This window comes from Hallella colorans, assembly GCF_003096815.1.
GTDB classification, from domain to species: Bacteria; Bacteroidota; Bacteroidia; order Bacteroidales; family Bacteroidaceae; genus Prevotella; species Prevotella colorans.
Map to the genome: position 1 here is coordinate 14520 of NZ_QENY01000001.1, position 14143 is coordinate 28662.

9 protein-coding genes are annotated in these 14143 nt (G+C 46.2%); 3 read left to right on the plus strand and 6 right to left on the minus strand.

Annotated features, from left to right (window positions below):
• Positions 1-28: 28 nt before the first annotated feature.
• Complete coding sequence (locus C7379_RS00060; protein ID WP_243406660.1) at positions 29-1693, plus strand: C10 family peptidase; 1665 nt, start codon at positions 29-31, stop codon at positions 1691-1693.
• A 691-nt stretch (positions 1694-2384) separates the two neighbouring features.
• On the opposite strand, the gene C7379_RS00065 is transcribed toward C7379_RS00060, so the two are convergent.
• Positions 2385-3779, minus strand: coding sequence for a DNA recombination protein RmuC (locus C7379_RS00065; RefSeq protein ID WP_116615426.1), 1395 nt, complete (start codon positions 3777-3779; stop codon positions 2385-2387).
• A 7-nt stretch (positions 3780-3786) separates the two neighbouring features.
• Complete coding sequence (locus C7379_RS00070; protein WP_116615593.1) at positions 3787-5094, minus strand: MATE family efflux transporter; 1308 nt, start codon at positions 5092-5094, stop codon at positions 3787-3789.
• Positions 5095-5347: 253 nt separating this feature from the next.
• Between C7379_RS00070 and C7379_RS00075 the strand changes: the two genes are divergently transcribed.
• Positions 5348-6298 (plus strand): hypothetical protein, encoded by a 951-nt coding sequence (locus C7379_RS00075; protein WP_133241847.1) that lies wholly within the window; start codon positions 5348-5350, stop codon positions 6296-6298.
• A complete protein-coding gene (locus tag C7379_RS00080) occupies positions 6295-7515 on the plus strand; it encodes a GH25 family lysozyme (RefSeq protein WP_116615428.1) in 1221 nt (406 codons plus the stop codon). The genes C7379_RS00075 and C7379_RS00080 overlap by 4 nt, the downstream gene beginning before the upstream one ends.
• A 16-nt stretch (positions 7516-7531) precedes the next feature.
• Here C7379_RS00080 and C7379_RS00085 read toward each other — a convergent pair whose 3' ends face one another.
• The 4 genes from C7379_RS00085 to C7379_RS00100 form a co-directional block, all read right to left on the minus strand.
• Complete coding sequence (locus C7379_RS00085) at positions 7532-8356, minus strand: zinc ribbon domain-containing protein (protein ID WP_133241848.1); 825 nt, start codon at positions 8354-8356, stop codon at positions 7532-7534.
• Between the two features lie 74 nt (positions 8357-8430).
• Positions 8431-9063, minus strand: coding sequence for a hypothetical protein (locus C7379_RS00090; RefSeq protein WP_116615430.1), 633 nt, complete (start codon positions 9061-9063; stop codon positions 8431-8433).
• 12 nt (positions 9064-9075) lie between these two features.
• On the minus strand, positions 9076-12549 hold the full coding sequence (locus C7379_RS00095; protein WP_116615431.1) for a hypothetical protein: 3474 nt from the start codon (positions 12547-12549) through the stop codon (positions 9076-9078).
• Positions 12550-12570: 21 nt separating this feature from the next.
• Entirely contained in the window at positions 12571-14055 is a 1485-nt protein-coding gene (locus C7379_RS00100; RefSeq protein ID WP_165814997.1) for a hypothetical protein, read from the minus strand.
• Between the last annotated feature and the right edge of the window lie 88 nt (positions 14056-14143).

A 14143-nucleotide genomic window follows, 5' to 3' on the forward strand; every position in this document is an offset into this window, starting at 1 on the left:
TTCATACATAGTGATAAATTTGAACGTCATGAAATATAGAACATTAACCTTATTTTTCCTTGCAACGCTTGTGGTCTCGGCTGTCTCGGCAAAGCCACGAACCTTGGCTCAACTCAAAGCCATCGCCGCTCGACAGTTGGTCTCCTCATCAGATGCAAATGAAACAAGAGCAAACGCCGCCACACGTCTTGTAACGTTGCAGGCCATGTCAAACCTAACTGTAATTGGTGACAAACAGAAGGGCTTTGTGGTGCTTGCCAATGATGATGCCATCGAGGCTGTCGTCGGAGTTTCAAACAAGCCCTATGCCACCAGCACAAATCCCAATCCCGCTTTTCAATGGTATTTGAGAGCTGCCAACGCTGCCGTAGCCTCGCGCTTGGCCAATGGCCAGACGTACAGCGCTGCCATTGCGCCAGCGGCGCCCCTACCCGACCATGTAGACGCACTCATAGAGACCAAATGGCATCAGGAGGCACCGTTTAACAACGACATACAAAAGGACGATAACGGAAAACCTTACTTAGTGGGTTGCGTGGCAATCACCATGTCACAGATTATGCGCTATTACAAATATCCCACTGTAGGCATAGGATCTAACAGTTACACCAGTCATGGCGAGAAACTCACAGCCGATTTCTCCGCCTCGACTTACCAATGGGACAAAATGCTCAAGGTCTATAAAAAAACAAAATACTCTGACGAAGATGCCAAAGTTGTATCCGAACTGATGAGACAGGTGGGCATCTCTGTCAATATGAAGTATGAACCAAACTTCAGTTCGTCATACACAAGTAGCGCACAAAACGCGCTTATTAAGTATTTCGGCTACAACCCCAACATGAATCGTTATACACGCAACTATTATTCAGAGCAAGAGTGGATGGACATGGTATTTAACGAACTGTCCCAAAAACGCCCCATCTACTATTCTGGCAACGATAGGAACTGGAAAAATGGCCATGCCTTTGTTATTGACGGCTACAACCAAGACGGCAAAGTACATGTCAATTGGGGATGGGGAGGATTTGAGGATGGCTATTTTGATATCGGCATCCTCACCCCTGAAGGCAATGGCGACTACAGTTACAAACAAGATATGATTATTGGCATTCAGCCAGCGAAGGACGGACAATGGAAAAGCCATCTGACATTAAACTATGACAATGAGCTAACAATACAACCGTTTTCTAAAAAATCCATTTCTGTGGCTGAAATCCAATTATGGAACGTGAGCAGCTCTACGCTTAATGGCATTTTCCAACTCGTCATTGAGGGAAATGGCATTCAGCGCGACTTGGTTTCAATGGACTACACAGCAAAAGACAGTTTCTGGAAACCTTACTCATGGCAAAACCTTAGACTTCCTGCCGACCTACCCGATGGCGATTATAAAATCTACCCACGGTTCAAAGACGAACGAGATGCTGATTGGCAAATAGTAAGGGCTGAATACGGCAAAAAGAACAGTGTCATTATTCATATTGCCAACGGAAAGTTCCCCACAGTGAGCAATCAGACCGATTACAATTGGCTGACAGGTATATCAAGCCCCACCACAGCGTCACAACGGCCAGCTCAAATATTTGATATGCAGGGTCGCAAGATAGCCACCGGAGACTATTCCAATCTCAATCTGCATGGTATATTTATCGTCAAAGATCAGCGCGGCACGCGCAAAGTTATACTTTGACACAATCTAAAAGCTCACAAGTTTTTGTGAGCTTTTTTGTTTCATATTGTTAGTCAAGGGTGTCATGCAGACGCTAACAATTTCTTTTTGCAATAAAGACACAGGTAAAACATTCTGTATATAGGGCTCACACAAAATTCTGAAAAATACATTTGGGGCGAAACGATCAATTTATATTTGTCAAAAAAACATCCTGAAAAAATGCCCTCTCATACATAACATTATAGAGAATAAAAAGAATTGTTTCTCGTTTAAAATCATTTTTGAAGCCCTCATATTGCTCTGTCTTTTTGCGATTAATGCTTATTCGTGCCACGTTGAGTGCTCAAACAATACACGAATGGGCTTTAATCGGCAAGCGATTCGTGTCTAATCGCGACGCGAATAGGTAGCTAAGGCACCCGCTTAAAAAAACTATTTGCCCAAGTTTGCTCCTTTTTCTTCGTATGTTCCTGTTTTATAGTACGTTGAGAAAAACTCCCATTTTTCGCCTATTTGCAAGCGAATGTGCACCGCTTGACAAATACAGAAGTTTCAAACATGCTTTTGTCAGATTCTTTCAATGATATTTTTTCTCAACAACCACTCCTTGACACCATGCTCAAACAGAGTTGTTGGCTTGACGTCGTGTCACCATTGCAAGAACATTTGGCCACGAGCCTACAATGTAGCGACATAGCATCCGCGAAGGTTACAAATCGCCAAGCTCATTCTCGGATGAAGGTATGGGATAGTTCGCAGCTTCTTTCACGCCCAGTTGTTTCATCTCATTGGCCTTGCGTACAACGCTCTGCCTACCTGTGTAAACCTTGTTGTAAGCGTCATCATAATCCTTGGCCAACGTGTCGATGTCTTTTTTCACCTTGTCAAAACGTTTGACAAACTCGCCTACTCGCTTAAGTAGTTCTTCAGCTATACCGTATATTTTAATTTGATTTTCTGTTTGGGCGTATTGACGCCATGCTATCTCTATCATCTTCAAGATGGCCATCAGGTTTTGTTGCGAAGTGATAAAGACATGCTTGGCAAAGGCATCGTTCCACAAGCGTTTGTCAGTGGCCATTGCCAACTGCAGCGCGCCTTCGTTGGGGACAAACATGATCACGAAGTCTATGGCGCGCCTGGGTGGCCTGATGTAGCTACTATAATCTTTTTTTGCCAAGCTCGTGAATTGGGTGCGAACGCTTCGCACCAAGTCATTGGCATATTTTCTCTTAAGATCATCATTGTCCGTGTTTACGTATAGCTCATAAGCCTCTATCGACATCTTTGAGTCTATGATTACATCCTCGTTTTTAGGATAGTGCAATATCACGTCAGGCACCATGCACTTGCCGCTCTCGGCATTGAGCACTGCGTTTCCTTTGTGATCCGTGATAACTTGTTGTACATCGTAGTTCACTCCTTGTTTGAAACCGTTTTGCTCCAAAATATCTGTCAATATCAGCTCCCCCCAATTGCCTTGTATCTTATTGCCACCCCGCATCACGTTGGCCAGTCGGGTGGCCGTGTTGTTTATTTTTTGCGTTCGCTCGGCCATCTCCCTCAATTGTTGTGACAGCGAAGCCGCGCTTTTAGCCGTCTCTTGGTTGGTGTTGTAGATGGCCTCGTGCAGTTTGTCAATGTTTTCTTTCAGCGGAGCGGTCAGCGCGGACATTGTCTCGGTGTTTCTCGATTTCAACTTGTCGGCCGACTGGTCGAGCAGTTTGACCGCCAAGTTCTCAAATTGCGCGCGCACCGTCTCTAATTGCGCCGCAAATTGTTGTTGCCGCTGTACCTCGAGCTTTTGGTCTTGCTCCTGTTTTCTCTGCTCTTTCTCTGCATTTTGCTGTCGTTCGGCTGTCAATTGGGCTTGCACGGCACCAAGCGATACTTTGGCATCGGTGAGTTGTTGGCGTAAATATTGCAATTCATCGTTGGATATATCTATCTTGGCCTGCAAGCCTTTGATGGTCTCCGCTTCCATGTCCGCCTGCTTGTTGGCTAACAGTAAAGCAGTTTGCACAGTTTTCTTTTGTCCCTGCAATACCAAGTATGCGATAACAAATCCAACAACAATACCCACCAAAATAAAAGCTAACTCCATGTTTCTCTCAAAATTTTATTTGTTTTTTCATCATAATATGTTGCATCAAACCACGCATGGCAAGATATGCTATGAAAGACATCCACAACGCATGATTGGTAGGCAAACATGCTTTGCCCAAAAAGAAAAGAACAAAAAACACCACGGTAGATGCCACGCTGGATACCAACATGGCTCTCGTGGCCGTGATACCAATAAAGATGCCGTCATAGACAAAGGCTGCCACACCTGCCAACGGAATGAGACAAGCCCAATAAAAATACTCGTCAGCAGCCGCGATGACAGCATGCTCGCTGGTGAGCAAGCCCAAAAACGCATTGCCACCCAAAACATACACCAACGTGAAGCCTATGACCATGAGTGCTCCCCAGCCAAAAAGCCGACGAACGGTGGCATGCAGCCGGACCCCATCTTGGGCGCCATAGAGCAAGCCTGCCAATGCCTCGCCTGCAAAAGCGAAGCCGTCCATGATGTAGCTGAACAACGTGAAAAACGTCATGAGCAACGTGTTCACGGCCAGCAGCATGTCGCCTTGGCGGGCGCCAGCAGAAGTAAAGAAAAGATTGACGACAACAAGGCAGATCGTTCTGAGAAATATATCGCGGTTTACGGTGAAAAAAGCCTTCCATGTCACCATGCCAGAATTGACAGCCTTGTCAGTGTGTCGCGGATGGGTATACAAACGCAGCTGACGGGATGCGTGCCAAAGGGCAAATAAGAAACCGCACCATTGGGCTATGAGTGTACCCAACGCTACACCCGATATGTGCATGCCTAAACCAAACACTAAAGTGAGTGATGCCACCACGTTGACAATATTTTGCAAGATGGCGACAGTCATGGGTATCTTGGTGTTTTGCAATCCGATGAACCATCCGTTCAATGCATACAGCCCAAGCATCGCGGGCGCTCCCCAAATCACTATGCTGAAATAGGTGGTTACCATCGGTCTAATCTGAATGGATGGCCCAATGAGGTGGAGCGTGAGTTGACAAAGTGGCACCTGCAACACCAAAAAACACAGGGCTATGGCCCCGGATATGTACATGGAGCGGCGCAACAGTAGTTTAACAGACGAATGGTCCTCACGGCCAAGGGCCTGCGATGTCATGCCACTGGTACCCATACGGAGAAAGCCAAACAGCCAATAGATCACATTGAACATCATGGTGCCAACCGCGATAGCGGCAATATATTGCTCGGAGCCCATGTGCCCGACAATGGCCAAATCGGCCAAGCCAAGCAAGGGAACGGTAATATTGCTTATGATAGATGGCACGGCCAACCGCAAAATATCCTTGTCAGTCTGTTTCATCGCTTTGGTTTCTTTTACAAAGGTAGTTAAAAATGATGGAATGGAATATGCGAACAAAGGTATTTTCACGTAAAATATATATGCGGTGACTATCGTCTGATAAATATAATAAATGGAGAAAAAGCTATGGAACGATATGTTATCAACAAAGAAAATGATTAACTTTGCATGTGTAAAAACATACATTTCGAGGCGTATGAGATCCATGCGTATGTACATGAGACTGTATAGCGTGCAATGATGTTATGAGAACATGAGATATTTCAAAGCGGAAAAATTCAGACATAACGCACTTTTCAGAGTTCGCGTCATAGCGACAGTAATCATTGTGGCTATTGCTATAACTATGATCATCAGGCTATTTCCTGCCAGTAAGAACGATCTCAGGAGATGTGTATGCCATGTGGAAGGGTATTCGCAGTTGTGCGTGACGAATGGTCGAGACACGGTAGTGGTACGGCAAGACTCTATTAGTCAGGTCGGCGTGTGGGCTGACAAACATTGGTGGTGGCCAAGTTGTCGCGGGCGAGTGCTTACTGTTGCGCAGGGCGAGCCATCAACGTGTGAGGCCGATCGGCAAAACGTTGACAATATAGAGCAAAAAATAAACATCGTGACCGACTCTATTAAGCGGATTATAGCTCGAAATGAAATCGAACAAAAAGAGATAAATTATTATTTCCGTAGTCATGGAGTGCAAGATGAGGGCTATATGAAAATAGCCCAACATGCTGAACGACAAAAGAAAGAAACAGACTCGCTAAAGAGAACCTTTCTAATACTTAAAAAATACAAGCCTCGTCACGGCGATACCTTGAAGCGAAGATACCTGCTGCAGGTATCATGGCGAGACCGGGATGGCAAATTGCAAACCGAGAAATGTAAGGAAGCGATAACCGATGTGGCTTGCGCAGGGGAACCGTTTGTCGTCCAGACTTGCCAAAAAACAAAACCACGTGGCGTGTATGCCGTGCGAAACATTCCGTGGCGCGTGTACCGAAAGACGAACGTCATCACTGTTACGCCAGTTGCGCCAAATGCTGTCATGAAACGCAAAGCCGTCTTGGTGCCTGGCAGAAGTGTAGATGGACGGCTGTGCGACGTGCCAGAATTGTTTGCTCAAGATGGCAGCCCCGTGTTTAACGCTTATGGCGAGTTTCTCGGTTTGGTCTACAAAAACAGGATAGCGAGGATCAAAAAATGAATGGTAAAACACACGATACAGGGTATAAGGCATGGATATTTCTTGCCTTTTTAACGGCAATCATGTTACCATGCGCATGCACCATAGACCAAAGCGACACTACAGTGGTGACCTATAGCAACATGACCTATCGGGGTGAGACGGTAAACGGCAAGCGTGAAGGATTGGGCGCGCTCTATGCAGGTGACTCTTTGGTCTATTCGGGAGCATGGCACAACAACATGAGGCATGGCAAAGGATGGGCCATCGATAGCTTGGGTAGGAAGGTTGACGCTATCTGGGACCATGATACCATCGTGACAGGAACTCGACATGACTCCTTAGGAGTGTACTGCGGGCAGTTTGACCACCAGTTGATGGCACACGGACATGGCACGTATCGTGACGCAGAGGGGGGAATTTTCGAGGGCGTTTGGAGACATGACAAGCGCAATGGATTTGGTTTCTCGTCGCAACGCTCACTTTTCAGGGTGGGCGAATGGAAAAACAACGTGTATAAAGGCGAGCGTTTGAGCTATTCGTCAGACCGTATTTATGGTATCGACATATCCAAACACCAGCATGTAAAAAAGAAAAAACATTATAAAATATTTTGGGACAAACTACGTATTACGCATTTGGGAACGCTGTCAAAGAAAAGCATAAACGATGTGGTGGACTATAAAATATCATTTATTTTTATCAAGTCTACAGAGGGGACAAGTGTTGTGAACAAGTTTTACAAAGCGGATTATGCGGCTGCCCGAGCGCATGGTTACCCAGTGGGATCCTATCATTTTTTCTCTTACCATACCTCTGGAAGCGCGCAAGCGGCAACATTCTTGCGGCATTCATACTTCAAGAAAGGCGATTTACCTCCTGTTTTGGATCTCGAACCCCTTCCCTCTCATGTCAAAAAGATGGGGGGAGCGCATGCCATGTGGCGAAGGGTAAGGGCTTGGCTCTATGCCGTTGAGCGCAAGACAGGCATGCGTCCCATCCTGTATGTCAGCCAAATGTTTGTAAACAAGTATCTTGACGAGGCTCCAGATATCAAAAGTGGCTATCCGGTATGGATAGCAAGATATGGCGAGTACAAACCCGACGTTAAACTATGGATATGGCAGTTGGCTCCCGATGGAAGGGTTTCGGGCATTCATGGAGATGTAGACATCAATATTTTCAATGGTTACAGCAATGAGTTCACGCAATGGTTGGAAAAAGTCCGTATGAAATAGGCCGCTTAGCCACCATCTAATCTACCTTTCTCATCAGCATGCCATTACCTGCGTCGATTTGTCTCGACTCTTCAACCAATTTATAAACAAACTCGTTGTTATCTCCAAAATCACAATACAAACGATGAGCCTGATATTTATAAGTACCATAAGCGGTTTCTCCGCCGCTGGTCTCGGCTATTTGATCACCATGTATTTTCAAGGAGATGCCACCATAGTCTGTTTCTATATGCCAGTTGCCTTGTATCCAACCGGGCGCTTTCTCAGGTGCGGCATTGCTGTTAAACGATGGTGCAGAGCCTGCGGCTGACTGGTCATCTGTATAGTTTTCGCTCGTGTCAGATAGGCCTACATCATCGGCCGTGTAGCTTGTCGAAGTGCTGCATTGACGAGCGATAAAGGTCATACCCACTACAAAAACAACCGCGAATACAAGCATTTTCTTAACGTACCCTTTAGATTTGTACTTTGCAAATATCATGTTTTCACCATGAATATCTGTATTGAAAGGGTGAGCGTTAAGAGGGTTGGATGTTTTTTGGATGTTGTTAAAATTGGGATAAATTGGTGGTGGCAGGCTACTCGCCTTACAATCGTCAGTTTGAGTCGATGAATTAGAATATACCTCAGCATGGTCTTGCTTCTTGGCCGCGCTATCGTTTGTATCCGCAAGGTCTGTAGACTCCAATGTTTCGGCGTTCATTTGATTGCCAACGCTCTCGTCATCCACGGCAAACGTGAAAGGCATTCCACAACGCGGACAGTTACATTGCAATTCTTGCATGCCCGGCGCATCCGCCAAATCAAATCTGTATCTACATTTAGGACATTTCACTTTCATCGTTATCAGTGTTCCTTTCTTGTGTTCTTAATTGTTGTAAGCGTTCTTGGTTTATAACGTCTAAAGTCACAATGTCATTCAAACGATAGCTTGGCTTTCTTGGTAACTCGCCATATTGCGCCGTCTCGCTGGGCCACACCTTCCTCGAGCGTTTTAATTCGACGAGGATATTGTTTGGTGTTGCCCTCTATTCTGCACACTGGCTTGACTATCTGACTAATACTGATCATTGCCGTGGCAATGGCATCAGAGGTGTCTATCATGATAAACTGTCCATTAATTCCGTCCTCCGTGCGTAACTGATAGACACTTTTGCCCACTTGTTCCGTGGGGCTATACTCCATGAACAGGCCATCCGGGGTTGGTGCCGGCAGGTACAAGGTCTCCACGGAACGACTTAATATGTTGTCCTTTGATGCCATGTCGTCAGCCGTCAGAGCTTTCTCCGAAGACGTTCGATTTCTATCCGCGCATTCTTCATGGATTTGAAGCTGTGTCTCCGATGCCGAATTAAAGGTTTCGGAACCTTTCTCCCCATCTCCTTGACGTATGGCGCCAGTGCCTTTAAGGAGGTTTTGCAACTCGACAATCTGTTTAGCTTGGTTTTTTAGCGCAGTCTCGAGCTTGTCTATCCTTGCAACGATTGGCTCTATCATATTGGAGACATCATCGGATGACACGTTGTTGTTTTTGTTTTTGTTAAACATCGATAATGCCTTTTACAAGTTTTCAATGAGATTGTCACGTATGCACCCAATGATTGGATAGAAGAATACGGCATCCTCTATGGTGTCATTGGCATTTCGCTCAGGCTCGTTCTTGTTCATATAGTTCCATCCATTGAGCAGGTGATGCTCCAAATCCTTGTTTACCAACTCCTTGAAACGGGCAAGTGAAAGGTTGTCTACAAGGAAGCGATCAACGACATGAATGTCGTCGCAGAGTGTGCAGAAGAAGTCGTTAAACTGTTTTACAGACTCCACAATGGCCGATCGTACCTCTGTTTTGTCCATATCAGCGTAAGTAAGACGCTCTTGGTCAATGGTGGAATAGTTGTATTTCAAGTTAGATTCAAAACCATCCAACATTTGATTAAGTTGTTCCACATTAGCGCATCCACTCGAGTCGCGCACTTGCATCAATGCTCCGCGGCATGTAATCTGTTTTGGTTCTTTACGCTCCATGACCACAGAGAATCCATCTTCACCATACTTTTCACCGTAGACCCGCTCGAATATCGCTTGAGACAGCAAGTCAAGCTCACGTTGGCTGCCCACAATATCAAGAATTTTAGATCCCGTTCCAGAGAACATCGCCGACCGAGGCTTGTCCAATCCACGGTGTCTCATCATCGACGCCACATAGTAGAGGAGCGTGGAATAGAAATAAATGAACACTATTTTGAAACGTCCATCTTCGTTCAGCCTTTGGTTATAAGAGAACACATCGTTTCCTGCCACCACTTTATTTTGTATGACCGAAAAGAGGAACGCGTTAATGTCCTCACTCTTTCGCTTGGACATGATGTCGTCAAGAATACCGTTCAGTTCTCCGTAGCGGTCGTCGTCAGCGTCAAATAGTTTACGAAAATATGACACGTATTTGGCTAACATTGGGTTGCTATCACCATGAGGGACCTCCGAGAATCCATCGCCAAAAATGGCGTTGGCGGCGAAACGAAACGATGTCAAGATAGTGGGTTGCTGGGCATTAGGCTCGAATACCACTACGTCGCTCGACCCACCACCAATATCTATGGATGCCACCGATGAGGCGGAACCACGAAATTGGCTCGACCCCCGATAGAAATAGTAGGGCGCCACAGACTCGGGCATCTGTATTAACTGACGTTCGTCAGCTTCGAAACCAAAGACATCCTTGAACGTTTTTGCCCACATCTCGCCCAATTTCCGAATGTTTCCCACTTTCATGGCCAATGGGTAGAACCAGATGAGACGTGTCTTGCTCAAGTCTCCATTTTCCAATAAAACCTTGGCGCGCATTAAAAGGGCCAGCTCCGTGAGGTAAGCGCGCACGCGCTTAGCCGTCTCTATCTCTGTAGACCATTTCAGATTAGCCACAATGCGATTGCCATATCCCACGGATTCCTTTTCGTAAATGAAAGGGATGTTCGCGTCGCCGAGAGCCACTATCTCATCAATATTCTCAACGTCAAGCCGTTCCGACTCGGAAAGAACCGTGCGCTGTGGAAATCTATAATCATGGCCGATATTGCGTGGCAAAAACTCTTGCTTCATGATGACATCGTACAAAATGTGCTCTCCGTTATACAAGGTAGCTAAAAGCCGTTCCTTAGCGTCAGAACTTAGTGTCAGAGGTTCAGGCATTTGTCCTTGGCGCATGCTCTCAACATGTGTGTTTGTCGTGCCAAAATCCACAGCGAAGGTAAATGCCTCATGTCCATTGGCGTCGCTCGCCCATCTTGGGCATACCACTCCCTCAGACATAAGGTTGCCCCGCTCGTCAAAAATTTGCACGTTGGCAAAATCGAAAGCTCCTGCCAATCGATAATAATCAGACCCCACGCGTTTCTCGTTTTTCAGGCTTTTGGAACGCTTCACCGTTGGCAACGCTTCCAAGTCGCCATTGTCATTAGATGCGAAAAACTCAAGATTTAAACGGCAATTCTCCAACAATCCCAAAGCTCTGTCAATGAGCTGGACGGTGTATTGCTTGAGGTTTGCTGACTTGATAAACGGGAAAACGCCAAGAGCGAAAGGCACCGTGAGGAAGTAACCTCGGTTGTTCTCCCTGTCATAGCGCATGTCCACGCCCACGGCCTGTACGTAAATGCGCTCCAATGTGACAAAGGCGCCTTGCTTTTGCACTGGAATGCGCAGTATAACCTTGATAGTTTCCTGCCGTCCTGTCTGCGTGTGTATCATCTCAAAGCGCGGCCGTCCGGCTATGGTGCCCCACAAATCATTTACCGTGAAGTATTTGAAATAAGTTTTGCTAAGAGGCAACAAAAAATCATTGTTGTCCGTTTCCCTGCTTCCTTGTGTCATGTTGCCATTGAAAAAGCAGTCCCTATCCATCGTATAGTCTAATTTGATAAGTGATGGAAGGAAGAAGTCGTCGTCAGTAAGCCAAGGATATTGGTGCGACGTGGCTGGCAAAATCCGTTTGTCAGGTTCCATCGCATAGTCTTGGGGCGTGATCACGGTCAGGTCGTCCCAATCGCTGGTGACATATCTGAAAGGCGACGTTCGTGGAGCGTTCAAGTGGTTTTGAAGCACCAATGGCAATCGCTCGCCGTGGGGTACGATGGATGGCTCAATACGAAAATCGCTTTTTTGTATGGCCTCTTGGATATCTGATTTGCGAGCGCAATAGAACGGAATGCCCAACGCTTGTATTCCCTGCTCGGTCAAAGCGTAGCTCACTTTGAGATATTGCAGCGCTCGTTCGCTACTTTCATAGTCTAAAGTTTCTGGGTTGCCAATGTTTGTCAAAATCTCTTGCCTGAGCTGTGGTACGAGTAAACCAAAGCTCGTAATGAGGTAGGCGTTCACTTCGGCACACATTTTTTTCAGTTCTGGATAGGCCGTGAAGAGTGCGTAAATATACTTCACGAATTTTGGCTCGCGCATGTGCAGCGGTCGCGTGAGGTCAAACACGTTCACGTTTTGCTCCACAGGAATGGTATAAAGGTTTGGACGAGCATTGGGAGTGGCCATGAATAGTGTCACAGGCGACGTGCATCCAATGACCTGATTGCCGTGTACGAGAAAATAAAGGAGATCCATGTGGTCAAAATTGAAAGCCTCTTTGTCTTGGTCCAAAAACATCTCCATGGTGTCACCCAATAGTTTGTGTTGCGTGTCGGCTTTCAATTGTTGTAGCGCTCCGGTCTTGTTCCACTCCACTACATGTAATTTTGATTGCAGCTCTGGCAAGTTGAAGAAGAGTTGTGCCACGTCCAAAGCGTTGCCAACCAACCTCTCATCCATCAGCTCTCCATTGAGATTGGCGTTTGCGGCCAACCTTCTAAAGGCGTTTTTCACCAAGTCCATTTGCGCAAATGGAGATGGAATGGCTGTGCGCGGCACCGCCGACAGTCCGCCGTTAGGATCGCTGATCATGTTTATCTCGTCAGCGCAGTATTGGTTTGTCAAGGGTATCCAACCCTCGCCTGTAGTTTTGTTGTTATATGATAATATCTTGGACATTATGTTATTAACCTTTCACGTTTAAATCAAACCATTGTATTTCTCATCGATCAGCTTGTCGAGTGTCTCGTCAAGCAGTGTCATCAGCCGTAATGCCACTTCGTCAGATGCAAACCTGCCATTCTTCACGGCCGTTTGCGACGCTTTGTTCATAGCTCCCAGAAGGGTCTTGTAATTAATCTCACCACTGAAAAAACTTTTCTTTGGAGCCACTCCGTTCACGGCATCGGAGAGTTGAGTGGTGTTAAGGTTGAACGGTACAAAAGCTCTCTGATTGCCAGCCAGCTCTTTGAGCCACGTGCGATATCCCACGAAAAAGTCGTTGGTGAGCGTAGAAAAGAAGCTTGTGGCCAAAAAACTATTTTGTATCTCGGGTTTGTCCTGCGTGTAGCCCCTGCCTATATCATCTCTAAATTGATGCGTGAGATATTGGTAAGCTAAGTAAAATTTAGCCATAGGCCTATTTACCAAAACTCGAGTGCGAAGTCCAAAGTCTTTGAGTGTGAGCGACATTCTATCGTTGCTCAATCCATATTCCTTGTAAATGGGATTGCTTGCGTTGCCATTCTTGGTCACCATTTGGTCTTTAGGAATACCCATAAAGTCGATCACGGCCAGCGCACCCACGTATTCCACTACGTGCGCATCGTTGCGCTGACCATTGCCCCCAGGGTCGTTATAGTAAGGATTTGACGGCACCTCGTCACCCAAATAATAACAAGCGTTTATTTTTGACAGGCCCAAATCCACTCCACCCTGAGTGAGTCCCGTCAAGTTGTCATGATAATAGAATAGTGCCGATTTTGTTTTCGAGATAAAATCTGCCCGGCTTATCGGACTTTTCTCGTCTTGTTGCACATTGAAATAAGGCAGTACTGTCAACGCCCCAATCCTCGCGTCGCGCAAATCGCCACGGTTATTGATTGCCGCATTGTTGCCGGCATTGCGTATATTCTTCACAATGATGGGATAGCCTGCGGCTCCGGTACCCCCGAAGATGCTGGAGACGACAAAAATATAATCGTCCTTGCCAAATACATTAGAAAACTGTCTGAACTCCTCTGAGTCTTTAAACTGATTTAATGCCACCGAACCTATGTTGGGAGAGCCCACAAATCCTATGTCCATCTTGGTTTGCAACTGGTCGTCGGAAAACAGCATGGAGCACAACGCTTGGTTAGCCGTGTCGAGCGTGTTATAGAAAATAAAATCCTGAAACTTCTTGGATTCCACCGCCCCAAGATTAAACAGGAACGTGTCACTAAGATTTGAGCCTCCGGGAAGTATGTCACTGAGTGTGGATATTTTCACAGAGAAGAAGCCTTTAGGAACATCCACCGCCTCGCCATAAAGCGTGCGGCGTATATCGCGATACCAGCGTAACAGGTTTTCGGTACGTTTCAAGTCCTCGTTAGCCTTGTGTGGGTCCACGATAATGGGTATTACTTCTGCCGAAATGGGGTTCCCCTGCTCATCCATGGGGTGTACGCCCGACGCAAATTGCATGATCAATGGGCGCATCACGCGCGATCCGGTTCCACCAACTAAAAATAAGAATAGTCTCATTGTATTATTTAGGTATTGCGTTTGGATT

Excerpts from the sequence above, each read along its gene's own strand:
- C7379_RS00060 (WP_243406660.1), top strand. The coding sequence starts at position 29 with ATGAAATATAGAACATTAACCTTATTTTTCCTTGCAACGCTTGTGGTC.
- C7379_RS00065 (WP_116615426.1), bottom strand. The coding sequence starts at position 3,779 with ATGGAGTTAGCTTTTATTTTGGTGGGTATTGTTGTTGGATTTGTTATC.
- C7379_RS00070 (WP_116615593.1), bottom strand. The coding sequence starts at position 5,094 with ATGAAACAGACTGACAAGGATATTTTGCGGTTGGCCGTGCCATCTATC.
- C7379_RS00075 (WP_133241847.1), top strand. The coding sequence starts at position 5,348 with ATGAGATATTTCAAAGCGGAAAAATTCAGACATAACGCACTTTTCAGA.
- C7379_RS00080 (WP_116615428.1), top strand. The coding sequence starts at position 6,295 with ATGAATGGTAAAACACACGATACAGGGTATAAGGCATGGATATTTCTT.
- C7379_RS00085 (WP_133241848.1), bottom strand. The coding sequence starts at position 8,356 with ATGAAAGTGAAATGTCCTAAATGTAGATACAGATTTGATTTGGCGGAT.
- C7379_RS00090 (WP_116615430.1), bottom strand. The coding sequence starts at position 9,063 with ATGTTTAACAAAAACAAAAACAACAACGTGTCATCCGATGATGTCTCC.
- C7379_RS00095 (WP_116615431.1), bottom strand. The coding sequence starts at position 12,549 with ATGTCCAAGATATTATCATATAACAACAAAACTACAGGCGAGGGTTGG.
- C7379_RS00100 (WP_165814997.1), bottom strand. The coding sequence starts at position 14,055 with ATGCAATTTGCGTCGGGCGTACACCCCATGGATGAGCAGGGGAACCCC.